This is a genomic window from Mucilaginibacter sp. UYCu711, from assembly GCF_050433825.1.
GTDB lineage: Bacteria > Bacteroidota > Bacteroidia > Sphingobacteriales > Sphingobacteriaceae > Mucilaginibacter.
The window spans coordinates 204,186-228,317 of sequence record NZ_JBNPWM010000007.1; the positions used below are offsets into that span (position 1 = coordinate 204,186).

Annotated in this window: 19 protein-coding genes; 13 read left to right on the forward strand and 6 right to left on the reverse strand. The window is 44.0% G+C overall.

Annotated elements, in window-relative coordinates; genetic code table 11:
* Positions 1–14: 14 nt before the first annotated feature.
* The 4 genes from ABIB50_RS16435 to ABIB50_RS16450 all read right to left on the reverse strand — a co-directional run bounded on the left by ABIB50_RS16435 (position 15) and on the right by ABIB50_RS16450 (position 7,497).
* Positions 15–1,685: a DUF5060 domain-containing protein gene (locus tag ABIB50_RS16435; protein ID WP_429381333.1), complete on the reverse strand. Its 1,671-nt coding sequence runs from the start codon at positions 1,683–1,685 to the stop codon at positions 15–17.
* On the reverse strand, positions 1,675–2,745 hold the full coding sequence (locus tag ABIB50_RS16440) for a hypothetical protein (RefSeq protein WP_429381334.1): 1,071 nt from the start codon (positions 2,743–2,745) through the stop codon (positions 1,675–1,677). Before ABIB50_RS16440 ends, ABIB50_RS16435 begins: the two co-directional genes overlap by 11 nt.
* Before the next feature lie 14 nt (positions 2,746–2,759).
* Positions 2,760–6,020: a glycosyl hydrolase gene (locus tag ABIB50_RS16445; protein WP_429381336.1), complete on the reverse strand. Its 3,261-nt coding sequence runs from the start codon at positions 6,018–6,020 to the stop codon at positions 2,760–2,762.
* A 397-nt stretch (positions 6,021–6,417) separates the two neighbouring features.
* Positions 6,418–7,497 (reverse strand): 1,4-beta-xylanase, encoded by a 1,080-nt coding sequence (locus ABIB50_RS16450; RefSeq protein WP_429381338.1) that lies wholly within the window; start codon positions 7,495–7,497, stop codon positions 6,418–6,420.
* A gap of 172 nt (positions 7,498–7,669) precedes the next feature.
* Here ABIB50_RS16450 and ABIB50_RS16455 point away from each other — a divergent pair, with 172 nt between their 5' ends.
* Together ABIB50_RS16455 and ABIB50_RS16460 are read left to right on the forward strand one after the other, a co-directional pair.
* A complete protein-coding gene (locus tag ABIB50_RS16455) occupies positions 7,670–9,346 on the forward strand; it encodes a hypothetical protein (protein WP_429381340.1) in 1,677 nt (558 codons plus the stop codon).
* Positions 9,347–9,350: 4 nt separating this feature from the next.
* Positions 9,351–10,160, forward strand: a complete 810-nt coding sequence (locus tag ABIB50_RS16460; RefSeq protein ID WP_429381342.1) for a 3-keto-disaccharide hydrolase — start codon at positions 9,351–9,353, stop codon at positions 10,158–10,160.
* Between the two features lie 51 nt (positions 10,161–10,211).
* Here the strand turns inward: ABIB50_RS16460 and ABIB50_RS16465 are convergent, their stop codons facing one another.
* Positions 10,212–11,744 carry a glycoside hydrolase family 32 protein gene (locus ABIB50_RS16465; RefSeq protein WP_429381344.1) on the reverse strand — a complete coding sequence of 511 codons (1,533 nt, stop codon included), beginning with the start codon at positions 11,742–11,744 and terminating at the stop codon, positions 10,212–10,214.
* Positions 11,745–11,928: 184 nt separating this feature from the next.
* Here ABIB50_RS16465 and ABIB50_RS16470 point away from each other — a divergent pair, with 184 nt between their 5' ends.
* From ABIB50_RS16470 to ABIB50_RS16510, 9 genes are all read left to right on the forward strand, one after another.
* Positions 11,929–12,747: a glycoside hydrolase family 16 protein gene (locus tag ABIB50_RS16470; RefSeq protein ID WP_429381345.1), complete on the forward strand. Its 819-nt coding sequence runs from the start codon at positions 11,929–11,931 to the stop codon at positions 12,745–12,747.
* A 207-nt stretch (positions 12,748–12,954) separates the two neighbouring features.
* Entirely contained in the window at positions 12,955–13,395 is a 441-nt protein-coding gene (locus tag ABIB50_RS16475) for a thioredoxin family protein (protein ID WP_429381347.1), read from the forward strand.
* The gene (locus tag ABIB50_RS16480) at positions 13,379–14,332 is read left to right on the forward strand and encodes an FAD:protein FMN transferase (RefSeq protein ID WP_429381349.1); all 954 of its coding nucleotides are present in this window, start codon (positions 13,379–13,381) and stop codon (positions 14,330–14,332) included. The genes ABIB50_RS16475 and ABIB50_RS16480 overlap by 17 nt, the downstream gene beginning before the upstream one ends.
* Before the next feature lie 6 nt (positions 14,333–14,338).
* Entirely contained in the window at positions 14,339–14,560 is a 222-nt protein-coding gene (locus tag ABIB50_RS16485; protein ID WP_429381351.1) for a DUF4266 domain-containing protein, read from the forward strand.
* A gap of 7 nt (positions 14,561–14,567) precedes the next feature.
* On the forward strand, positions 14,568–15,878 hold the full coding sequence (locus tag ABIB50_RS16490) for a DUF3570 domain-containing protein (RefSeq protein WP_429381353.1): 1,311 nt from the start codon (positions 14,568–14,570) through the stop codon (positions 15,876–15,878).
* A gap of 403 nt (positions 15,879–16,281) precedes the next feature.
* Positions 16,282–16,848 carry a helix-turn-helix domain-containing protein gene (locus tag ABIB50_RS16495; protein WP_429381355.1) on the forward strand — a complete coding sequence of 189 codons (567 nt, stop codon included), beginning with the start codon at positions 16,282–16,284 and terminating at the stop codon, positions 16,846–16,848.
* A 113-nt stretch (positions 16,849–16,961) separates the two neighbouring features.
* Entirely contained in the window at positions 16,962–18,998 is a 2,037-nt protein-coding gene (locus tag ABIB50_RS16500) for an ice-binding family protein (RefSeq protein ID WP_429381357.1), read from the forward strand.
* A gap of 72 nt (positions 18,999–19,070) precedes the next feature.
* Entirely contained in the window at positions 19,071–21,005 is a 1,935-nt protein-coding gene (locus tag ABIB50_RS16505) for an outer membrane beta-barrel protein (RefSeq protein ID WP_429381358.1), read from the forward strand.
* Between the two features lie 138 nt (positions 21,006–21,143).
* On the forward strand, positions 21,144–21,989 hold the full coding sequence (locus ABIB50_RS16510) for a tetratricopeptide repeat protein (protein WP_429381360.1): 846 nt from the start codon (positions 21,144–21,146) through the stop codon (positions 21,987–21,989).
* Between the two features lie 6 nt (positions 21,990–21,995).
* On the opposite strand, the gene ABIB50_RS16515 is transcribed toward ABIB50_RS16510, so the two are convergent.
* On the reverse strand, positions 21,996–22,976 hold the full coding sequence (locus ABIB50_RS16515; protein WP_429381362.1) for a GlxA family transcriptional regulator: 981 nt from the start codon (positions 22,974–22,976) through the stop codon (positions 21,996–21,998).
* Positions 22,977–23,162: 186 nt separating this feature from the next.
* Here ABIB50_RS16515 and ABIB50_RS16520 point away from each other — a divergent pair, with 186 nt between their 5' ends.
* Together ABIB50_RS16520 and ABIB50_RS16525 are read left to right on the forward strand one after the other, a co-directional pair.
* The gene (locus ABIB50_RS16520; RefSeq protein ID WP_429381364.1) at positions 23,163–23,543 is read left to right on the forward strand and encodes a DoxX family protein; all 381 of its coding nucleotides are present in this window, start codon (positions 23,163–23,165) and stop codon (positions 23,541–23,543) included.
* Positions 23,544–23,561: 18 nt separating this feature from the next.
* Positions 23,562–24,122 carry a dihydrofolate reductase family protein gene (locus ABIB50_RS16525; protein ID WP_429381365.1) on the forward strand — a complete coding sequence of 187 codons (561 nt, stop codon included), beginning with the start codon at positions 23,562–23,564 and terminating at the stop codon, positions 24,120–24,122.
* The last annotated feature ends 10 nt before the right edge of the window (positions 24,123–24,132 follow it).

Here is a 24,132-nt window from a genome sequence, read left to right on the forward strand (position 1 = left end):
GCGTGCTTTAGTGTTTATTTATTATCAATAATCAAAACAGCATCCCCCTTAGCACCTAAAACAACTTCATGCTTACTGCCCCTTAATACTGCAAGTTTTTTCGTCACTCCACTCTCACAATCAAACAACTCAGCACTAACAATTTTACCCTTCAGCCCCAAAGCCAGGCTCACGTTTTTTTCTGCGGATGTTGGGTTATAAGCGTAAATAAAAGTTTTGCTACCGCATTTTACACCGTAGGTAATGATGCCACGCTCTGATGGGGTTACCGCTACAGTTTCGAAAGCACCATTACCGGCGGCAAACATTTTATCGGATATTAAACCCACCCGTTTCAGGTATTCGTCGGTTTTGCGGTTATCAAAATATTCCCACCACCAGCTCATGGGCAATATCGGGGTCGGCGAGAACAGGCCGTACCATAAGCCGCGTTTATAATCGCTGTCCATTTCGGGCGCGAAATCATCAAAGTTTTTAGACCAGTCCCACTCGTAGCTATACTCGCCAATTACGTAAGGTTTGTTAAAATCCCGTTCGTAACGGGCGATATTTGCAGGGATGGAGGTCGTATTTTTATAGATATGTTTCTGGTTAAAATCAAGCGCCGGCAGGTCGTTCATACCTTTCAGGTCGCGGTGCGATATGCTGGTGGTGATGAGGTGATGGTATGGGTCGATAGACTTTAAATACGAGCTCATTTCGCCATGCCAGGTCACAATCGAGTCGGCGCTGATGGGTTTATTGCGGTTGTTAAATTGTACGTTATCCACCTCGTTAAAAAACTCCCAGGCGCCCACCTTAGTACTGTAACCCCATCGCGCCACAAAATAGCGCAGGCGGTTTTTATACCGCGCCTTTGATTTGGGATTAACAAAAAAATCAGCCGCCGACGGCGAAAAACCACCATCGCGCACACTGTAATTGCCCGGGCCAAGCGTTAACATCACATATAAACCCAACGAGTCGCAAAGGTTAAACATGCGGTCGATCTTCCCGATAGCGCTGGGGTTATAGTACGCGTCAGATTCCTCATAACGGTTACTGTTAAAATTACGGTGCCAATCCAGCGGCAAATTAAAGGCGCAGATCCACGTGCGGAAAAAGTTACCGCCATGCGCCGCCAGTGATGGCAGCATATATTCGTAATCGTATTTCGGTTTTTCCTGCAGATCTTTAAAGAATTTTGAATCATCACTCTTGCGCGACTCCCAGCCAATGTTCTCGCCAATACCGCGGAACGGCTTGCCGCTATCAAACGCAAAGACCCAGTTACTTTTTGAATGCAGGAAGCCATCTTTACCCGACGGCGCGACTGTAAACCAGGCATCTTTAGACCGCGCCACCACGCTGCCGGCCTTGCTAAACTCGAAAGCATATTCATACTTCCCCTTCTCCTGCGGCGCGAATCGCGCCTTCCAAAGCGATTGTTTGCCGCTCTCGCCACTTTCATAATAACAAGGCAGCACCAGCTTTTTACCGCCAGGTGTTTGCAGGATCATGTCCAGCGCCACGTCTTCCTGCAAATATGGGTTTTGCCAGTCGGATGTCAGGGTGATATCAAATTCGGTTTTCTCATACAGTCGCGGTTTTGCGGTAACCTGTTTAAAGCTGTTGATGTTTTGCGCACCGGCCGTTTGTACAAAAGCTAACGCGAGGATAAGGGCGTGGTATAATTTAATTTTCATACGTCTTTATTAAGCGGGACCTTACCTGGTCGCCCTGCTCCCAAACAAACAAGTTTTGGGCATTGGATAAGCGGATCGATCTTACAAAATTGCCCTCGCCTATCACCGTTGATCTTTTATCCGGCATGGTAACCATCCTCAGCGTATCATTATTTTGATAAACAATAGCGGCTTGTTGTGCATTGCCGGTAAGGCTGCAGGTTTTACCTTTGCCGATGTAAACTTCCGGATCGGTACCCTGCGCGAAATAGATGTCGCCTTTGCGCTGCCAGGTTGTTTGAATTTGGTTTGACGCGTTCAGCCTGATGCCGCCGCCATCCATTGGGCAGCCGTTAAGCTTCCAGGTATCCAGGCCCATTTTTTGAGCGTCAGAAAAACTTTGCCCCGCGTTGGCCGACCGCACCACATACAGGTCCCTTGAGCCATTCAACCAGTTCCTGAACATGATTGCTACAGCATTACCAGCTACCGCGACATTGGGTTTACAGCATTCGCAAACATGCGCGTCCGGCGATTTGTAGACCAGGCGGTTAGCCCTCCATTTGGTTGATCTGCCCGATAGTGAAGAGAACCAAACCTGGTTCCTTCCGCCAAGCCTGGTATCAAGCCATACCGCGTAAAAATTATCTTTATTATCGGCTGTTATTGACATCAAACCTTCGGGCGCTGACCCTTTCAAATCATTAACAACCCCCATTGGCTGCCAGGTCTTTGATTCATTATTGAGTTTAAACCAATGGATGTTCCCGGCTTTGTCCATCGCGGTGATCACCGAATAACTGGCCGAACTGCTTAGCTGCGGGCCACGGCTCATGCCCAGGTGCATGTCTGCAACTTGAGCCACCAAAACCGGTTTGGAGAATGTTTGGCCATGATCTGCAGATGTTGCGCAATATATTTTATCGGCTGATCCATAAACTACCCGCACAATACCTTTATTATCCACGCTTACCTGTGGTTGTTTACCCTGCCCGATAGTATTTATTCCGGGCAAGACCGCATACGATGGGCCGGCTAAAGCCAACACCATTAACACCAATACCGAAAGTTTTTTCATCATCTGTAATAACTAATTTAATATTTAACTGCCAATACTTTTACCGGCCCCATTAACCCCGACGACACCACACCCTTGCCTATATTAGGCATCACTAATGCCGATACTTTGCGTTGGTCGGCAGGTAGCTTGCTGTCGCCTATCAGGCGGTTAACCCAGGTGTTTACCACTTTTACCTCGATGGTATTTGCGCCGGGTTTTAATGCCCGGGTAATATCTAACTGGTAAGGCGGTGTCCACGCGCCACCCACATCAACACCGTTAATTTTAACTTTTGCAATGGCGCGGGCCAAACCCAGGTCGAGTATGTAATTGGTTCCTTTTACTAAAGTAGTGATATTAAAACTATTATGGTAAAAGGCCGTGCCCGAATAATATTTAATACTATCGTTACTGCTTTTTGACCAATCTGTTAACGTTTCAAACACCACAGGTTTAGCAGGGCCGCGCATTTTGCTGTCGAAATTCACCGTCCACGGTTTATTTATAGCGATAGCTGCAGTTGGCTGCGGATAGTTGGATCGGCTGGTATCTTTCTTAATTCCCGCCTTCCTGAAAATCAGGAACGCGCTCTCATAAGGCACTAACTTCATCGGAACAGTAGTTGTGCCGCCAGCCTGGTAATATGCCGGCAGATCGCGGTGCTCGCCGGTTACGGCATCCCATAGTTCGGGCTGTTTGCCCGTCACCCTGAATACCGGCGAGATGTTAACCGTTTTTGTTTTTTGGTTGGATAAGAAATAGATCTCGCCATCATTTAACGCGCGGTGGATAAACAGGATAGAATCGCTCTGCGTTACTTTAGCATCGGGCACAACTTTAACCAGGTTTAATGCCGATTGCATATCCATACCTGACAACACCATACCCTTACCATAATGGTTTACCTTAACCGTTGTGCCATCAATTTTACCCCAAAGCTCATCGGCTATTGACCGCACCTGCTTATCAGCCTGCGGAAAGCCCTGCAAGCTTGGCGAGCGGCTTGGTTTAGGCCCTAAGATCACGGCACCCTGCGCTACCAGCTCTTTTAGTTTTGCCAATAATTCCGGGCGGATGGTTTCCAGCTTTGGCAATACCAGGATGCTGTAATTGATCCCGTTAGGTAAAGTAAGCTTGCCGTTTTTAACGGTTAAGCGGGTTTTAATAACCTCGCCGTTAATGTAATCATAAGAGTAGCCTTGCGGCAATGCCGGGTCGACCACCCCTGTCATTTTAGGCGCGTCCTCGCCTATAAAGTAAGCAACATCGGCTACATAAATACCTTGCTGCAGCATCATGTTGCAACGTTTGGAGTATTTTAAAAATACATCCATATCATAGAACCAGGTATTATGGCGGTTAAACTCCACCCCGAACCAGGTGTTTATTCCCGGCGCATTATCATCTTTAGGTTGTTCAATATAAACGTGCAGCAAGGTATTGTTTATCCCTTCGGTAAAGAACCTGTCGCCGCGTTTTTTAAAGTTGGCAGGGTAGCGCGAGAATGCGTCGCCGGCAGCGGTGAACGACTCGGCAGATACTTTTGTCTTGCCATAAATATGTGCCGATGACGAAGCCGCTTTATTTTCGATATCACCCAAATCGCCCTCGCTCCAAAACTCGCCCCCTATCTCATCCGACTGCCCGCCGTATTGCAAAAACTCGCCGGGATAACCCCAGTGACCATAATTCTCCAACCAGGTGGTCAAACCATGTTTATGGGCGATATCGCGCAAGCCGCCAACATATTTATAGGAAACATCGTCAGCAATTAAACGACGCAGGTCCCATAAAAACCGGTCCGATTGGTCGGCACTGCCAACCACCTTACCCTGCATTACCGGGATATAAGATACCGGGTCGTAATGGTAAGCAGCTTTAAATTCGTTGATCAGCTCGTCCGTCCAGTTTTGGCTGCCGGTTTCATAGCTATCCTCGACGGTAACCTTCCAGGTCTTGCGGTCCCCGGCAGGGATTCGACGCATGATCTCGCCCATAAATGCGTCAAAGTGAGCGGCGATGTGCTTGGTGCTCATTTTATCGGTTTCCAAACCGGTACCTTCAGGTGTGGCCGGCGAGTTTTTTACGTTGGTTGGCGTCATTCCCGTACGTTCGATGATCCAGGTGCCCGCTGGCACTGTCCAGTTAAGCGTGCCATCGGCAGCCATGTATTGACTAATATCAATGACCTTTGCAGGATCGACCACATATTTATCATTATCAATTACCGGCTGCGGCAACCATTGGTACGCGTCCCAGAAAGGGTGCGGGGTGGGCCACATTTTAGCCTCGGTTTTTTCGATATAATTCTCGACTATTGGGGTGGCTGATAACTTGATCTCGGCGATAGCGCAGTTGTTAGACACATGAGTAAAAACTATCCTGAAATCGGTAGCCGAAGTAGCCGGGATAGACACCGCCGCCGGGCCATAAGGTAAGAAACCCACATTTAAAGCGGTATTTCCACGGTCGACCGTAAAATGTTTTATCGTGGTAAATGTGCCGTTTTGTTTAACCTGGATATCGCCCTGGAAATTTAATCCTGTATGGCTTGGGGTAATTAATATGCTGCGGGTGGTAAACGCTTTATCAGTATGGATATCCAAAGCAAATGGCTGCCCGCGCGGAATTTTTGCGCTGGTAACCTCGTTGTTATCCATTAATGTATTTAAACCTTCTGCTGCCGGAGTAGATGACAGGGTTGGTTTAAGATCGCTGATAGCAGCATTATAATCAGCCGCTACCGGATACGCTATAACTTTTACGTCCTGGAACACCGGGTTTGGCAATGGCAGCACTTTATTAAATACCGTTGGGCCAGTAACCGTAGTTTGCGACGAAGTTAAATAACGCATAGCCTGCCCCGGCTTAACCCACGGCCCGCCCGACTGGCTCCAGCCCGGGCTGTTAAATAAACCGATCTCGATATTTAAGCGGGTAGCTGTTTTAAGCGCGGTGTGGACAATGTCCCACCATTCGGGGGTAAAGATCTTAACCTTACCAAAAGGCACATCATCAATACCAATATTACCTATAAACGCGCGGTTTATACCAACGCGCTTCATGGCTTCAAGATCTTTTATTACGCCTTCTTTCGAGATATTGTCCGACAGCCAATACCAGTATACGCTGGTTTGGATATCATCAGGCACAGTAATAAAACCGGTTTCTATTGATTTGAAGTTGGTGTATTTTGTGTTTGCTTCCGGTTTAACCTGCGCCCCACAATCGGCACTTACCAATCCGGACAATAACAACACAATAAAGCATTTCAATACGGGCCTGTTTAAGCTCATTGGATAAAAGTTTAATAAGATAATTCTATCGGTTTATAATAACCCGAAATGTTGGTGCACTGCGGATTACCAAACATAATATTATGTTGGTGATGATCCATCCTGTACTGTCCGCATCACATAGCAATGGTTTAACGTGGGGTGCGCGAAAGTTTAAGAGCCATCGGCTCGACACATTTTGTAGCAACGGGTTTCAACCCGTTGAATATTCAGAAATTATAAAGCCGAGTGCCGTAGGCACGGCGCATATTATATGGGCCGAACCTACGGTTCTCCTGTTTTTTCTTTTTTACTTACAACGGGTTAAAACCCGTTGCTACAATATTGGTCGAGCCGATGGCTCTTTATCTTCAACATTTTAATTTGAAACCTTCGCTACGGTATTGGAACTGGGTTCCTATTTCTCCGCCGTCAACTTCTTAATCAAATCCGTTTCCTCAGTTTTATAGATCGATCCATCCTTGCGGAAAATATCATGGAACCACAATGCCGGTTCAGCGCCGCTTGGTATCGGGGTGTCCCAAGCGTAAATGGTGTTGGTTTTACCCGCAACAAAGCCCCAGTTTATAGCGCCTACATTTTCTTTTTTCAGCATCGGCATAATGGTGCCGAAGGTGCTTTTACGTGGGCGTGCCATGTATTCGGTACAGATCAATGGCTTACCATGTGTTTTTAGCAATCTTACTTCCATTAAATGTTCGGCCTCTTCGCCATAATTATGGTAGGTAATAACATCCGAGTTTAAAACCTGTACGGCATTTAATTTCTCAAACGACAGATCCCATACACCCGCAGATAGCGGTTGATCCGGCCTTACTTCATGTGCCCATTTAAATACGTTTAACAATAACGGCATTGACGAGTCGCGCTTGCCGCTGTTACCCGGTTCGTTAAACAAGTCCCATAATAAAATGCGTCTATCGTGCGCGAACGTGGTTAGCACATCTTTTACGTAATGCTCTAACAGCGCCATTTCTTTGGGATCTTTCAAGGCTGGCACGCCCGGGTCCTGCACCCAGCCCGAGTTATGTACACCCGGCTTTGGCGACGGTTGTTTGCCCGGTTTTGGGTCGTTGTTCCAGCAATCATCAAAAAACACAAACATGGTTTGGATGTGGTGCTTATCGGCAATGGCCAGGTATTGCGCTATGCGCGATTTAAAACCTTTCGGGTCGGCAGTATAGGCCACACTATGCAGGAAAACCCGCATAACGTTAAAGCCAATCCCTTCGGCAAAGCCCAGCTCGCGATCGATAGTTTGCGGGTCGAAAGTATCTGCCTGCCACATTTCCAGTTGGTTAATGGCGGTGCTTGGCGTAAAGTTGGCGCCGGCTAACCAGCGATGCTGGCCATACCATTGGTTAGCTTTATCTGCCGACCAGATCTTTGCCTGCGGTGCGGTTTTTTTTTGCGCGTTAACGGTTAAAGCGGCTACCATGCAGGCACCGGCTAATATTAAAATGGCTATTTTTTTCATGGTGTAATAATTGGTGTTAGCGCAGCGCTGATACTGCGACTAAAAATTTGTTAATAATACACACTTTTATTGTGATAATTAAAACCAATTAAGACAGTACAGGACGCCAAATTAATTAGCTTACTTTATGTTTGTTAAACCAATTATACACTTAGCATTTACGGCTATACTTATGATCCCGAAAAAAAACCGTATCAGTAAACTGGTAACTTGCCTGTTTTGCATTACTACCTTAACGGCAATGGCACAAAGCGTTAAAGTGGCGCAGCCTGCGCCTAAGATCGTCAACATCGTAAACTTTATCCGCCTGCTGGAGCCGCGTGATGCAAAGATCACGCAGGATGTATTGTACCAAACCGTGGTTAAACAGGTAGAGATCATGAAGAAATATAAGCTGGGCGGAACGTTCCTGTTACAGTATGATGCTTTGATGGATAAGCGCTACCAGGATTTGCTGGCAACTTTACCAAAAGGAACCTTTGAGATTGGCGCCTGGTGGGAGATCCCCCAGCCGCTGGTTGAAAACGCAGGCATGAAATGGCGCGGCCGCTACCCTTGGGACTGGCGCGCAAACATTGGCTTTGCTACCGGCTATACCCCTGCCGAGCGCGAGAAATTGATAGATGTTTACTTTACCGATTTTAAAAAGGTTTTCGGCTATTACCCAAAAACGGTAGCATCATGGTTTATTGACGCGCATAGCCTGAATTATATGTATGAAAAATACCATATCATCGCTTCGGCTAACTGTAAGGACCAATATGGCACCGATGGTTACACCCTTTGGGGCGGCTACTGGAACCAGGCTTATTATCCAAGCAAAATAAACTCGTACATGCCGGCGCAACATGCCGAAAAGCAAATCCCGGTACCTATATTCCGGTTATTGGGCAGCGACCCGGTGCGCCAGTATGATACAGGTATCAGCTCATCCCGCCAGGGTGTTATTACGTTGGAGCCTGTTTATCATTTCGGTGGCGGCGACTCTACCTGGGTTAACTGGTTCTTTAAAACTTTGGTTGATGATAAGTCTGTAGGCTTTAATTATACCCAGGCGGGGCAGGAAAACTCCTTCACCTGGGATGCCATGAGGAAAGGTTTCGAGATCCAGATGCCGCTGATAGCCAAATTGCGCGATGAGCATAAAGTAAGAGTAGAAACGATGGAACAATCGGGCACCTGGTTTAAGAGGACCTATAAAATCACGCCGCCGACATCATTCACCGTTAGTAAAGATATCGGCACCAGCGATCTGAAAACAGCGTGGTTCAATAGCCGGTTTTACCGCATTAATATTTTATGGGAGCATAATAACCTGCGCATCCGCGATATCCATTTGTTTGACGAAAAGATGCCATCTGTTTACGAAACTGAGCCGGTAACATCTAACGAGTGTACTTTCTTTACCCTGCCTATTGTTGATGGCTACTTATGGAGCAAACGCCGGGAACCACCGGCAGGCATGCGCATAAAAGCGATGATTGATGGCAAGGAAGCGTTGTTGGAAGGCGGCGATCCAAAGTTCAGCAAAACCACGGGCACGCTGCATATCTCATGGCCTTTGACAACGGTTAAAGGATCGTTAGAAATTGATTTAAGTGAGGGTCAGATCAAAATGAATTTAGTAAGTAAAGCTAAACTTGATTGGTTCTTTGATCTGAATACGGTAGCAACCGCTAAACTCCCTTTTGAAAACGTAGGCGCCAATAAATTGGATTGCAAATTTGAGGATATCAATTACAGCCTGAAAGCGATAAAAGGGACGTTCAGCAAGCCTGATAACGGCGCTGTATTGAGGTTAAAACCGCAACTGAATGGGATAGTATTAAACCTGTCTGATATCAACTAAGATCATGAAATTAAGATCAACAATAACACTTTGCCTCCTTGCCGTAAGTATAACACTACACGCACAGGACAAAGCAAAACCCAAGTATTACAACGACCCATTTACGCAACCCCTGCCAATAGACTTTAACGACCATGAAGGCTATGTATCATTATTTGACGGGCAGACATTGAAGGACTGGGACGGCAACCCCAAGTTTTGGCGGGTTGAAGATGGAGCGATAGTTGGCGAATCATCGGCACAGAACCCGAGCGGTAACAGCTATATTGTTTACAAGGGCATGAAGGCTAAAGATTTTACGTTGAAGTTTGAGATAAAGGTAGATGGCGAAGGCGGCAGCGGCATCCAATACCGCAGCCAAACCGGTTTGCCGTGGCGCTTCCCTGTTGCTAAAAATGTGGAAGCTAACGTTGGCCCCATTAATTTAAACTGGATGATGACCGGCCCGCAGGCCGATTTTTGGCCGTCGGCAAAATACTGGACGGGGCAATTTTATTCGGAAAACACACCTATGCGCATCCTGGCCTGGCGCGGGCAGGTGGTTGAAGGATTCAGCACCAAAACAAAACGCCTGATGAGTAATATCGGCGACATTATGGACCTGGCAAAAGTGGTAAAAAAGAACGACTGGAACCAGTACACCGTAATAGCCCGCGGCGGCGTGTTCATTCACATCATCAACGGGCAAATAATGGCAGTGATGATAGATGATGATCCTAAATCGTCAAATAATGTATCGGGCTACGTTGGAATTGAGATAGAATCGACCACTAAGATCTTTGTGAAAAATATGTGGATCAAAAAGCTGAAATAATACAGCGAAGCTTAGTAAAGGGAAGCACCGTTAACAGCGCTTCCTTTTTTATTATTTCTTGAGATGAAAGTCTGAGATCTTCAGGCTTTTTATGGTAGCATTTCCTTCGGCAAATACCGATAAATTAGTGGCGTTAGCATCAGGATAGATCATGGTTGAAATAACTTTTTCGCCATCGTTACCAAATACTTCTAATGACGAGCCATCAACCAGCACCTGGATCTTCACGGTGCCGTTAATTTCTTTCATGGGTGCTATTTGCATTAAATTCCGTCGTGATTTGTTTCCTGTTTCAGAGTTTGTGCAATCAACAAATAACAGTTGGTGTTCTACGTCATAGCCTACAATTACGTTTTTGGTGATCTCGGCATTTTCAACAATATTAAATCCAACTTTCTTTGATTGCCCTGTTGCAAATTCAACATCTATCCAGTAAGAGTTACCACTAAACGGGCGCTCTTTATTCAGGGTTATACGGGTATCACTTAAAGCAAAGTTTTTTGGTAACAGCTGCTTCTCGGTTGCATACTTTGATAATGATTTAGTTACCACTGTTGAAGGTGCCTGTATTAATACTACGCCATCCGGTGTGGTTTTTAACGACAGGTCATGCGGGATAGACATCTGGCCCTTCCACGGGAATGTCTCGCGACGGCCATCCTGCAGCCAGCCTAACCAGATCTTTTTATTTTGCGGGGCATCGCGCCAGGCTATCGCCGCGTAAAAGGCATCACCATAATCAGTAGGCTGTACTTTTTTTCCGTCGTTATCATCTTTGAAAGTTGTACCATCAAAATCGCCCACAAAATATTGGATCAGCGGACCATGATCGCCGCCCGATGATACAAACAACACCCACTTAATTTTTGAAGGATCGTTATCAACCACCAATGGCAATAGCGACGGGCACTCCCAGCCGTTGCGGGTATAACCTGCAGGGCCAAAGTCGCTTAGTTTTGTCCACTCCTTTAAATTTTTTGAGCCGTAAAATCTTACCATATGCTCGTTAACCATTGATACCGTCATTACCCATTGTTTAGTTTTGACGTGCCAAAACACGTTGGGGTCACGAAAATCGCGCATGTTCAGGTCAATAACCGGATTTTTAGCATACTGTTTAAAGGTTAATCCGCCGTCGTTACTATAAGCAATAAATTGCGATTCTTTTTTCTGCTTGGGCTGGTCGCCGGTAAATATGGCTACTATCGGTGCTTTGCCTTTTATGCCAAACCCGCTGGTGTTATTCTTATCCACCACCGCCGATCCTGAATAAATGTAAGTCAAGGTATCCGGTGTTACAATCTCCGGGATAGCTACCGGCAGGTGTTCCCATTTAATCAGGTCCTTACTTGTCGCATGGCCCCAGCTCATGTGCCCCCATTTGTTTTCTAACGGGTTATGCTGGTAGTATAGCTGAAACTCGCCGTTTATATACAATAAGCCGTTAGGGTCGTTAGTCCAGTTTTTTTCGGGTGTAAAATGATACTGTGGTCTCCATTGCGGGGTAGGTATATCCTTTTTTTGGCTAAACGCATTTATTGCAGGCAATAAAAGCATCATCACTATAAATTTCTTACTCAACATGGTTATAAGTAACTATTTAATCTATAAAAAAATTGACTATACAAGTTTATACCAGCGCACAGAAATGCATTGGGTGCTTAAAGGTAATATTAACCGCGATAACTAAAAAATTATTACTTGATGTATCAGTAATAAACAGAGCTATCGGATTATCCTTTATATTTGATTACCAATTAATTCATTTATGAGATCTGCAGCCTTAATGCTGATATTGTTTTGCTTCGTGCAAACCTTATCCGCACAAAAAATAGATACTTTATTTTATGAAAGCTTTAGCGGCAATACACTTAACCGCGCCGTATGGAATGTGGAGGTTAACAACCGGGCCGATAATAATGAGCAGCAAGCCTACGCAGATTCGGCCGGGATCATCATTATAGACAAAGGATTGTTAACGGTAAAACCTGTTTATCATCCCGGCTATAGCCAGAACCGGGTAAAGATGAATGATTTTGTATCGGGCAGGATAAACACCCGTAATAAGTATGAATTTGTTTATGGTAATGTTTCGGCACGGATGAAGACAGCCGCAGGGGCCGGGCTTTGGCCGGCGTTTTGGATCCTGGGAAAAGGCAAATGGCCAGATGCCGGCGAAATAGATATTATGGAAACCGTTGGCGACCCAACCTGGGCCAGCAATGCTATCCATGGCCCAACCTATCATGGTAATACGCCATTACTATCGCGCAACATCTTTCCTAGCGGTACAGATGTAACGCAATGGCATACCTATAGCGTAAACGTGCAGCCTGATAAGCTAACCTTTAGCCTTGATGGCGTGGTAACCTATATCGCAACAAAAGAAATGGTAGAAAAATATGGCACCTGGGTCTTTGATAATAATAAATACCTGATATTAAACCTGGCGCTTGGCGGCGGTTATCCGCAAGGTGTTTTTAAAATGCAGGGCTCATACCCGGGCCTCACACAAGAAACCGTAGATAAGATAAAAACAGGTAAAGCCGACTTTGTTGTCGACTGGGTTTTGATAACTAAAAACTAATCTGCCAACTAAGGCTTTTTCTCTCCCAAATTCGCACAGAATTGCCAATTACTTTTGTTCATCGATACAAAAGACGCTTCCACCTATATTTTTTAAAATATAACGCCGTATGCCATACCTTTAAAATGATGGTATGTTAAATTATACTGTTATGACAGTGTTTTATACTAAAACAAAGTATCGCTGTTATTGAAAAATGGCCCCGATATGAAATTATTAAGTTTATTGTTTGTTGTACTGTTCCTTCCTTCTGTTACCTGGCTGGGTGATATAAAAGAGGCTACTAATAAAGCGGCTAAAGAGGATAAGTTAATTGTAATTAATTTTTCCGGATCAGATTGGTGCGGGCCGTGTATACGGTTGCGCAAAGAGATCCTGGAATCGGCAACATTTGAAAGTTATGCCAAAGAGCACCTGGTATTGGTTAGGGCCGATTTTCCCCGTCAAAAGAAAAACCAGTTAGATGCTGCGCAGATAAAGCGCAACGAGGCTTTGGCAGATAAATATAACCCCGACGGTAAATTCCCATTCACTTTATTGATTGATAAAAACGGCAAAGTGCTAAAAACCTGGGACGGTTTCCCTAATGAAACGCCAGAGAAATTTGTGGGAGATATAGCCCCTTTAGCAAATGCTGGTCGCTTATAAAATACAGAACAAGCCTGCCGTTCATCAGCGCGCGATGCGCCTGATGGGCAACCGCTTCGAAATAAGCGTTGTGTGTAACGATGCCGAAATCGCGCAACAACATATTGAAGCGGCGGTTGCCGAGATACAACGCGTTGAAAGACTACTTACTACGTTTAGTGACGACAGCCAAACCAACCTTATCAACCAAAACGCCGGTATAGCACCGGTAAAAGTTGACCGCGAGGTTTTTGACCTGATAGCGCGCTCAATAAGAATATCAGATTTGACACAGGGAGCTTTTGATATCACCTATGGATCAATAGATAAAAGCTTGTGGAACTTTGATACCAACATGACTAGCCTACCCGACGAGGAAACAGCGCGGCGGGCAGTAAAGTTGATCAATTACAAGAACATAGTACTCGATGAAGTAAATGCAACTGTTTATTTAAGAAAAAAAGGCATGCGCATAGGCTTTGGTGGGATAGGAAAGGGCTATGCTGCCGAACGCGCCAAATTAACATTAAAGTTGCGTGGTGTGGATAGCGGCATTGTAAATGCATCTGGCGATCTGACGTGCTGGGGCCTACAACCCGATGCCACAAAGTGGACAGTAGGTATTGTTAACCCCGACCTGAAGCACGAAATATTTTCATACCTGCAAATCAGTGATATGGCCATTGCCACATCAGGCAGTTATGAAAAATTTGCTGTTATCAATGGTAAAAAACACGGGCATACCATTAACCCACGAACAGGCCTGCCGGTAACCGGTATTAAAAGCGTAACCATTATAACCACTAATGCGGAGGTTGCCGATGCGATGGCCACACCTGTTACCATAATGGGTATTAAAGCGGGCCTGGATATGATTAATCAAATGAAAAACATAGAGGCTGTTATCATTGACGATAACAATAACCTGTATACATCAAACAATATAAACTTTAAATAACCCCCTATGAAGAGCCTGTTTGTCAAATTATCAGCCGGTGTACTGCTGGTGTTTTTTGCTACATCATGCGTGCATGTTAAAGAGTATCAGAAAAGCCGTATTAATGATGCCGAGATGGCACTGGCTAACCGTAAGGTAGAAAAAAACGAATTGAACTTTCAATCTTACCGCGAGAGCGCGTCGGGTGCTAATGCAGGTAAAAATGGTGGTGGCTGTGGCTGTAATTAATAATTAGATGAAGAAAGTATATCTATCTGTTTTGGGGTTTGCATTAATATGCAGAATGAGTGCGCATGCCCAAACTAAACAAGACACGTTACCGCGACTACCCGCCAGCTATTTTAAACCTGTAAGCCTGCAGGAAGATACCGGCTATAATGCCCGTGCTTTAAAGTTGGATGAAGTTAACCTGGTATCAAGCTACTATAACCAGGATGGCAACCATTCGGCCGTGACCGGCGGTATTGGTACCGAAAAAGTCAACGATTTTTCAAATGGACTTGACCTGCACTTTTCATGGCAGGGCAATAACAAAAACACGCTGAATTTTGGCCTTGGGTATGATCATCATACTTCAGCTTCATCGGCCTATGTTACCACTACAGGCCTGGGTAAGAAAGATGGTACGCGCATTTATCCTTCATTAGACTGGACCGTTGAAAATGCTAAAACCGGTAATACCTTCGGTTTAGGCGGTTATTACTCTAACGAGTACAATTATAAATCATTAGGTGGTGATATGCACTTTTCACTAAAAACGCATGATAAAAATGGTGAGTTTAGCGCCAAGTTTCAAGCCTATTGGGATAAAGTTACGATGATCTATCCATCAGAGTTTATTCAAAGCATCACTCCGGCACCTGCGGGTACAACCTATATTACAACAGCCAGCGGTAACATAGTTTTATCTTCGGGCGGTGGTGGCCGTACAAAAGAAGTTAGTCTTGCTACTAGCCCGCGTAATACCTACACCGCAGCATTTGCTTATTCGCAAATTATCAATTCAAGGCTAACTGTTATGGTTTTAGGCGATGTAGTTAAACAAACGGGGTATTTAAGTTTGCCTTTTCACCGGGTGTACTTCACAAATAAAAAAGACACTATCGAGAAGCTCCCGGCATCGCGCTTTAAAGTGCCAATAGGCCTAAGGCTAAATTATTTTGCCGGCGATAACATTATCCTACGCACTTATTATCGCTACTTTACAGACGATTGGGGTGTACAGGCACATACCGCAAACTTAGAACTGGCTTACAAAATCTCGCCGTTCTTTTCTATTTCACCATTTTACAGGTACTACACGCAAACTGCTTCTAAATATTTTGAGCCGTATGCTACCCATGCCGCAACCGATGCTTATTATACCAGCAATTTTGAGTATGCTAAATTTCAAAGCAGTTTTTATGGGGCAGGTTTTAGGATAGTGCCGCCGGCAGGCGTACTGGGTATGCAGCATTTTCATGAACTTGAATTGCGATATGGCCATTATACCCAAACCACAGGGCTATCTTCTGATGTAGTATCTTTAAGCCTTGGATTTAAATAACATTCATCTAACAACTGTGCGTTGTATGCCATACAGAACTTAGTTGCCACGCTACAGTTTTATAAATAAAAAGGAAAAGCCATTATATTATGTAGTGGCTTTTCCTTTTTATTTGATTCTGAGGTAAAGAATATACTATCATCAGTATCTCTACATAATTGTTTCTTTTAACGCACTAATATTATTGCAGGCGCTGTATAAGTTGCTTATTACCGTGGTTTTCAAGGAATAGAGGGCAAAATAAATTTTAATTAATTTCTATCGTCAAACAACATCAATTTGCGCAAATGTGCCATTCAACACGCTCAGGGGCCTTATTGCCAATAAACCGCAGTAAAGGGATAGCACCATAAATATACCCGATTAACATGGGGCACTTGCTTTGCAGGTATCCATGTTAACTATGGTATTATTTATAAAAAATATGGTTTGTCTCCGGTGCCGCATGGTAGTGAAGAGTGAGTTAGAAAAACTTGGACTGTATTGTATTTCTGTTGAGCCCGGACAGGTTGAAGTTTTAGGCCCGCTTTCTGACAAGCAGCTGCAAAATTTTAAAATCGCCTTGTTAAGTGCCGGGCTTGACTTGATAGAAGATCGTAAAGACATATTAATTGAAAGGATCAAAACTATTATTCTTAATATGATAGATAATTTAGATCATCCCTTAAAAATAAATTTTTCGCTTTATTTAAGCGAAATACTGAACCACGATTATACCTACCTGGCCAATGTTTTTTCGGCAGTGCAGGGTATCACTATTGAACATTTTATTATAGCGAATAAAATCCGTAGGGTGAAAGAATTGATCTGTGATCAGCAACTTAACCTTACTGAAATTTCCTGGAAACTTAATTATAGCAGTGTTGCTCATTTGTCAACCCAGTTTAAAAAAGTTACCGGCACAACTCCTTCTCACTTCAAACATATTGAATGTGCTGGCACATTGCTTCCTGCAATGTGTGAATTATAGAACTTATTTAAATAATTGTATAACATCCCTGCCCATTACCCCGCGTAGGTTTGTACCGTCCCCAATACTGTCCTTAAAGTTTTGCGGCGCTAACAAATATTTAAATAATTTTTATGAAAAAAAGAACTACCCCGACTATTGAAAGCACTCAAGTGTATAAAAGCAGAGGCTATTCAAAAACATTCACAGCCATTTGGTCGCTGGTTTTACTGTTGATGGTATTTGCCACAGGCTGTAAAAAGGATGAATTTGTAGCTGCGCAAGGCGTATGCCCTGTAGTAGCAACCGACCCAACGGATAAGGCGGTTGATGTGGTGCTGCCAAAAGTTATCTCCGCAACGTTTAATACTGATATGGATGCGGCTACTATTACTAAAACAACATTTATAATTAAACAAGGCGCTAATGCAGTAAGCGGAACAGTTGCCGCTACCACAAACGCACGCGTTTATACTTTTACCCCAGACGTACCGCTGCTGCCATTTGTAGTATATACAGGTACTATTACCACAGGCGCTGCCGATAAATTCCATACAGCAATGGCTAATGATTACGTTTGGACGTTTACTACTATCCCGCAAATCACAACATCTGTGTTGCCGGTTGCCAGTGGGACAACCACAGGCGCTGGTACTTTTGCACAAGGGTCTACCGCGTCGCTAACGGCAACCGCTGCTACCGGATTTGTATTTGTTAACTGGACAGATGGCGCGACAGTTGCATCAACCAGCCCGGCTTACCAGTTTACTGTGGCAGGCAACAGAGCATTAGTAGCCAATTTTGCTGCAGTAGCGGTTGGAAAAGTAGCTTTAAACTTAACAGCAAATCCTATAGCCGGCGGCACAGTTGCCGGACAAGGGCAATTTAATATAGGCTCGACAGTTATTGCATCGGCAACGCCAAATGCAGGCTTTACCTTTGTTAACTGGACAGATAACGGCGTAATTGTTTCTACAAGTTCAAGCTACCAGTTAGTGTTAGCTACCAACAAAACGTTAGTTGCTAACTTTAGCGCTATCCCGGCATCTCAGTTTGCTGTTGTATTATCATCAAGCCCAGTGGCAGGTGGTTCAACAACCGGCGCAGGTTCATTTGCCGCAGGAACTTCGGTAACTGTAACCGCAACACCTAATGCTGGTTATACTTTTGTTAATTGGACCGATAACGGTGTTCAGGCATCTACCAGCGCGGCTTATACCTTCCCGTTAACCGGAAACCGCACATTGGTTGCCAATTTCTTACTTAACACCTATACATTAACGGTAAACGCAAATGCGCTAATGGGTTCGGTTACAAAAAACCCTAACCTGGCTGTTTATAATAGTGGTACTAACGTGCAGCTTACCGCTACACCAAATGCCGGCTTTATATTCACGTCATGGAGCGGCGATGCTACCGGATCTATAAACCCGTTAACGGTGAACATGAACAGCAATAAAAACATCACCGCAAACTTTACAGCGGTGGTAGCGCTTGGCCCGGTATTACCAGGACTTGGTGGTGCTGCTAATTTTACCATATTAACCGAATCCGGAATTTCTACAACCGGAATTACTTCAATAACCGGCGATATCGGCGTAAGCCCGATAACATCAACGGCTATAACAGGCTTTGGGTTAATAATGGATACCAATGGTCAAACATCGCATACACCTATTGTAACCGGAAAAGTTTACGCGGCTGATTATGCCGTGCCAACACCGGGCAATTTAACAACATCAATAGGTGACATGGAAACTGCTTATACCAATTCAAACAACCTGGTAACACCGGCACCAGTAGTTGGTTTAGGTGCAGGCGATATCAGCGGTTTAATATTGCCTCCGGGTTTATACAAATGGGGTACGCAACTATTAGTAACAAATGCAGGTGTAACACTTGCAGGCGGTCCTAACGATACCTGGGTTTTACAAATAGCCGGAGATTTGATTATAAATAATACAGCTATCGTCCATTTAACCGGAGGTGCGCAAGCCAAGAACATTTATTGGGTTGTTGCAGGCCAGGCTACGCTCGGTACCGCTGTTGATTTTAGTGGTAATATCCTGAGTAAAAACCTGATCTCTTTAAATACCGGTGCTAAAGTTACCGGCAGGTTATTGGCTCAAAAGGCGGTTACGTTAAATGCTTCTACAGTATTACTGCCTTAATATTAATCCCTTAAAAGTACACTCCCCGCGGGGAGTGTACTTACTTAACTCACTTACATTAAAAAGAAATATATGTTACTTCAATATAAAACAATAAAAAGGGCCATCCTGCTTTCGGCGATGGTTATCCTGTCACAATTTGCCGCGCAGGCACAAGTTACCCAGCCTACCTGGTGGTGGGGTTTATCGGGCGCTGCAAATTTTAACTTTTACGACGGTACAACCCAAACGCTTAATAGTAACCTAATGGTTCCAACTGCGTTTCATAAAGGGTTTGGTATCAAGCCTTATGGTTCTGTATTGGTTGAGTACCGCCCGGCGGGCGTATGGGGCATTATGCTTAACGTAGGCTATGATGGCCGCGGAGGCAAGTTTAATGATGTTGTGGCTCCTTGTAACTGCGATGCGACGCTACATACCAATGTTGCCTATATCGCTGTCGAACCAAGCTTACGTTTAGCGGTACCGGCATCAAACCTGTACTTTTTTGCAGGCCCGCGTTTAGCGTTCAATATCCAGAAGGATTTTTCATATACGCAGGTTAAGCAGCCCAATACTAATGGCGAATTGAGCAATATGCGCAAAACATTAGTATCCGGACAAGTAGGTGTTGGTTATGAGATACCGTTGTCATCAGCCAATAATCCAAACAAAGTTAATCTTTCACCATTTGTATCTTTCCTGCCTTATTTTGGCCAGGCGCCACGTAGTATCGAAAGCTGGCAAGTAACAACTGTACGTGCAGGTATTGCGCTTAAATTTGGTAAGGGCCATAAAAAAGTTGTGGAAATACCAGTGGCAGCAGTAATCCCAGTTGCGGTGGATGTTACATTCACTGTACGTGCGCCTAAAGCGTTGCCGTTAAACCGCCAGGTTAGCGAAACTTTACCTTTGCTTAACGCTGTGTTTTTTGATGATGGTGCTAACACCATACCTAACCGTTACGTAGCGCTTAACACAGCACAGGCTGGTACCTTTAAAGAAGAACAATTGCAGGAAGTACAAACAGGAACCATGTCTGGCCGTTCTGCAAGGCAGTTAAATGTATATCATAATATCCTGAACATTTTGGGTGACCGTATGCGTACCAATCCGGGTACAACCATATCATTAACCGGCGCGCCTGCAGGTGATGGTAAAATAATGGCCGAATCAATAAAAACGTATCTGACAGGCACATTTGGTATTAACGGGTCACGTATTACAACGCTTGCCCGCAAAAAACCAGCTAATCCGTCAGAGCAACCTGGTGGTAACAAAGAACTTGTTTTATTGCGTGCCGAAGACCGCAGGGTTGATATTGCAAGCACATCGCCCGAATTGTTAATGGAAGTTGGCGGCGGAATGATGAAACCTGTACATATTAACAGCATGCAAACAGATCCGTTGGATAGCTATGTGGTACTAAATGTTGATGGCGCTAAAAACCAGTTTAATAGCTGGTCAATAAATGCTACTGATGACAGAGGTGTAACCCAACATTATGGGCCATTCACCAATGATCAGGAAAGTATTTCAGGCATAGCGATGATTGGTAATAATCCAGAAGGAAATTACAAGATCACGATGACCGGTGAAGCTAAAAACGGAACAATAGTTACTAAAGAAAGCACTGTACATTTAATACGCCAGGATGCAACTATCCAAAAAGCCTTACGTTACAGTGTTGTATTCGATTTTGATAAAGCGATAGGCATAGCATCATACAATAAATTGTTAACTGATGTTGTATCGCCATTAATTACCGATGGATCGACAGTTATTGTACATGGTCACACGGATATTATAGGTGAGGATGATTATAACCAAAAATTATCTGACAGCCGCGCACAACAAACACAAAAAGTGCTTGAAAGCAGCTTATCAGCAACAGGTAAAAACAATGTTAAGTTTGAAACGCTTGGCTTTGGTGAAGACACCAGTCATTCACCATTTGATAATACGTTGCCCGAAGAACGTTTTTATAACCGTACGGTTGTAATAGACATTATCCCGGCAAATAAATAATAACTAATAGCTGCGGGCTTTGCCCGTATTTAAAAAAACGAGCCACCAAAAAGTGGCTCGTTTTTTTTGTAGTGTATTGTATATTCTGTTAACTCTTTATACATTAGATACTGATATGATCTAAACCATCCCTCAACAATGAAATATCTCCTGTTGCTATTTACATGTTTTGCTATAAATGTTACGGCGCAAACCCGCCTTGATTTTAATAAACCGTTAACGCAAAGTGTTAATAAATGGGTTGCACTTAAAACTGCCCAGGACAGCGTATACGGCTTTGGCTTTATCTACATGGACCCAACGGCCGGGCTAACGGCACAGGATGAAGGATCATTCAGAATTACCAGGGATAATAAATTTGTTGCTACAAAACGGCCCATCTATCAAATAATAAAGGTTAGGCTGGATGGCAAACAACTTAATGTAGCATGGATACCGACAGAAAAATTTAAGGAATTAGATGTTTTGGAAACTCCGGATTGGCTTAAGAGTTACAAAGCCGATACTACCTCAGCGTCGTATCTTTTTAGGTGGGGTTTTACTTATAATGCCGGCAACGAAATAGATAAGGCACTATACTATCTAAACCGGGTACAAAAAATTGATCCAAGCTATCCCGGCCTTGAGTTTGGGTATATATATGCGTACAATTCCGGCAAACAATATAGCAAAGCTATTGCCATGATAGAAAACGCACTTAAAAGCCGGCCCAGGGATGCTAACCTTTATAAAGAATTGTTATTTGCCCAGGTAAACTCGGGCCAGTTTAATAAAGCAGAAGAAACCTACAAAATCGCCATGCCAAATTTAAGTGCGGACATAAAAGCTGAAATGGCATTAAACCTTGCATCTAACTATCTAATGCAAAAAAATAAGGAAAAGTTTAAGTTCTGGGCCGACGATATACAAACCTGGCTACCTACAACAAGCGCCCGATATGGCAGTTTTTTAAAAATGAAAGAGTATTATGCTACTTTAAAATAATTAATATTAAGCAACCGCCGCGTCCTTATTATACCTGTGCTTATAGTCAATAGGCGATAAGCCGGTTATCTTTTTAAATACAGTCCTAAACGTTTTTACATCGGTGTAGCCAACATCATACATCACCTCGTTAACATTTTTGCGGGTATTTTCCAGGTGTTTTTTGGCGGCTTCTATTTTTACGCGTTGGATATACTCGGCAGGTGTATTGTTGGTGGCTTTTTTAAACCTGCGGATAAAATGACGGCGGCCTATGGCAAAGCGGGTAGCCAGGTCCGCTATCGAGATCTTTTCGGTTAGGTTATCCTCTATAAATTCCTGCGCCTTTTTAATCGGCTCATCCTCATGTTTTTTTTGCCCGTTAAACATAATAAATGGCGATTGGCTCTTCCGGTCTATCTCCAAAGCAAAAAATTTAGAAATGCGGATAGCCATTTCGCGGTCGGTATATTTCTCCAGTAAATTAAGCAGCACGTTCCAGTATGAACTGGCCCCGCCGCTTGAGTATAGGCGATCTGCTTCGGTAATAATGCTACCATCGGTAATGCTTACCTGTGGGAACATCTGCCTGAACTCGTCGACAGAAAACCAATGGGTTGAGCATTCTTTCCCGTTTAGTAAACCTGTCGATGCCAGTAAAAACGCGCCTAAACATAATGAGGTTACCTCTGCACCATTATTATATTGTTTTACTATCCATGGCAGCAGTTCCTTATTACGTTCGATGGTAGTTTTCATATCGCCGCTAATTGCAGGGATAATCACCAGGTCGGTTTTTTCTATCTCGCTACACAGGGCATCAGTATTTACCGCGAAGGCATTGTTGTTTAATGGGATCTGCTTTTCGAGGCCCACCAACTTTACGTCAAAAGCAGGTTCTTTACCCGCACCAATCAAAAATTGATTTGCAGTGGTAAACATATAGCGCGGGTCAACAATAGCTGCCGGCACTGCATCATAGGGCACTAAAATGGATATATGTTTCATTTGTTTTATTAAAGTAACGCGCTTATATAGAGGTATTATAAATCAAATTTACTAAAAGCAAGCAAACAAAAAACACGATGTCTCAAATCACCCCTTACTATGTCTCATTCTCACGCTACGCCGCCCTGTTAGCCGCAGTAGATTTGTATTGTAAATATTAAACTCAACAACTAAAACCAAATAATCGTGAAAACAACAAAAATTTTGTACTGGGTATTCAATATCCTGTTTGCCGTGTTAATGCTTTCTTCGGGCATCCAAAACGCTATGTCAACGCCTGACTCTGTAAAGATGATGCACGACAGCTTAGGCTATCCGCTTTACTTTATCCCTTTTATTGGCGTAGCTAAAATATTGGGATCAATAGCCATTTTAATACCGGGCTTCCCAAGGATAAAAGAATGGGCCTACGCCGGCTTAACTTTCGACCTGATAGGCGCTACGTATTCTATTTACTGCGTACCTACGCCAGAAGGCAAATGGTACTACATGGTACCTTTTTTGGCCTTACCTGTGTTAGCTTATATTTTCTATCATAAAAAATTAGCGCTAACAGGTAAAGCATAAACCATAACCATTTACATCATGAGAAAATTAAAATTACAGATGCAAATATCTGTGGACGGATACGTTGCGGGCCCAAATGGCGAAATGGACTGGATGAGCTGGGGTTGGGGCGACGATATAAAAGCCTATGTAAAACAACTGCACGCTCCTGTTGATGCCATTGTAATGGGCCGTAAACTTGCCGAAGGCTTTATACAACACTGGGCAGCTGCGGTAAAGGCACCCGATGCCGATGAATTTACCCATTTAATGGTTGATACGCATAAAGTTGTTTTTTCTAAAACGCTTACGCGATCAACCTGGGATAATACCGACCTGGCAACCGGCGACCTGGTAGAGGAAATAAAGAAACTTAAAGCTCAGGATGGCGGCGACCTCATTACTTACGGCGGGGCAGGTTTTGCATCGGCTTTAATAAAAGCAGGGTTGGTTAATGATTACCACCTGTTTATTAACCCGGCTGCCATTGGCAACGGCATGCCGATATTTAAAATGATGGATAGCAAATTGGGGCTAAAGCTGGTTAATGCACACGCTTTCGAAGTGGGCATTGTGGCACTTAACTATGTGCCTGCATAAATCATAAAAG

Bases quoted from the DNA above. Each gene is read 5' to 3' on its own strand.
- ABIB50_RS16440 (WP_429381334.1), bottom strand. From the start codon at position 2,745: ATGATGAAAAAACTTTCGGTATTGGTGTTAATGGTGTTGGCTTTAGCC.
- ABIB50_RS16515 (WP_429381362.1), bottom strand. From the start codon at position 22,976: ATGAAACATATATCCATTTTAGTGCCCTATGATGCAGTGCCGGCAGCT.
- ABIB50_RS16465 (WP_429381344.1), bottom strand. From the start codon at position 11,744: ATGTTGAGTAAGAAATTTATAGTGATGATGCTTTTATTGCCTGCAATA.
- ABIB50_RS16470 (WP_429381345.1), top strand. From the start codon at position 11,929: ATGAGATCTGCAGCCTTAATGCTGATATTGTTTTGCTTCGTGCAAACC.
- ABIB50_RS16500 (WP_429381357.1), top strand. From the start codon at position 16,962: ATGAAAAAAAGAACTACCCCGACTATTGAAAGCACTCAAGTGTATAAA.
- ABIB50_RS16495 (WP_429381355.1), top strand. From the start codon at position 16,282: ATGGTATTATTTATAAAAAATATGGTTTGTCTCCGGTGCCGCATGGTA.
- ABIB50_RS16480 (WP_429381349.1), top strand. From the start codon at position 13,379: ATGCTGGTCGCTTATAAAATACAGAACAAGCCTGCCGTTCATCAGCGC.
- ABIB50_RS16455 (WP_429381340.1), top strand. From the start codon at position 7,670: ATGATCCCGAAAAAAAACCGTATCAGTAAACTGGTAACTTGCCTGTTT.
- ABIB50_RS16525 (WP_429381365.1), top strand. From the start codon at position 23,562: ATGAGAAAATTAAAATTACAGATGCAAATATCTGTGGACGGATACGTT.
- ABIB50_RS16445 (WP_429381336.1), bottom strand. From the start codon at position 6,020: ATGAGCTTAAACAGGCCCGTATTGAAATGCTTTATTGTGTTGTTATTG.
- ABIB50_RS16510 (WP_429381360.1), top strand. From the start codon at position 21,144: ATGAAATATCTCCTGTTGCTATTTACATGTTTTGCTATAAATGTTACG.
- ABIB50_RS16460 (WP_429381342.1), top strand. From the start codon at position 9,351: ATGAAATTAAGATCAACAATAACACTTTGCCTCCTTGCCGTAAGTATA.
- ABIB50_RS16450 (WP_429381338.1), bottom strand. From the start codon at position 7,497: ATGAAAAAAATAGCCATTTTAATATTAGCCGGTGCCTGCATGGTAGCC.
- ABIB50_RS16485 (WP_429381351.1), top strand. From the start codon at position 14,339: ATGAAGAGCCTGTTTGTCAAATTATCAGCCGGTGTACTGCTGGTGTTT.
- ABIB50_RS16435 (WP_429381333.1), bottom strand. From the start codon at position 1,685: ATGAAAATTAAATTATACCACGCCCTTATCCTCGCGTTAGCTTTTGTA.
- ABIB50_RS16505 (WP_429381358.1), top strand. From the start codon at position 19,071: ATGTTACTTCAATATAAAACAATAAAAAGGGCCATCCTGCTTTCGGCG.
- ABIB50_RS16490 (WP_429381353.1), top strand. From the start codon at position 14,568: ATGAAGAAAGTATATCTATCTGTTTTGGGGTTTGCATTAATATGCAGA.
- ABIB50_RS16475 (WP_429381347.1), top strand. From the start codon at position 12,955: ATGAAATTATTAAGTTTATTGTTTGTTGTACTGTTCCTTCCTTCTGTT.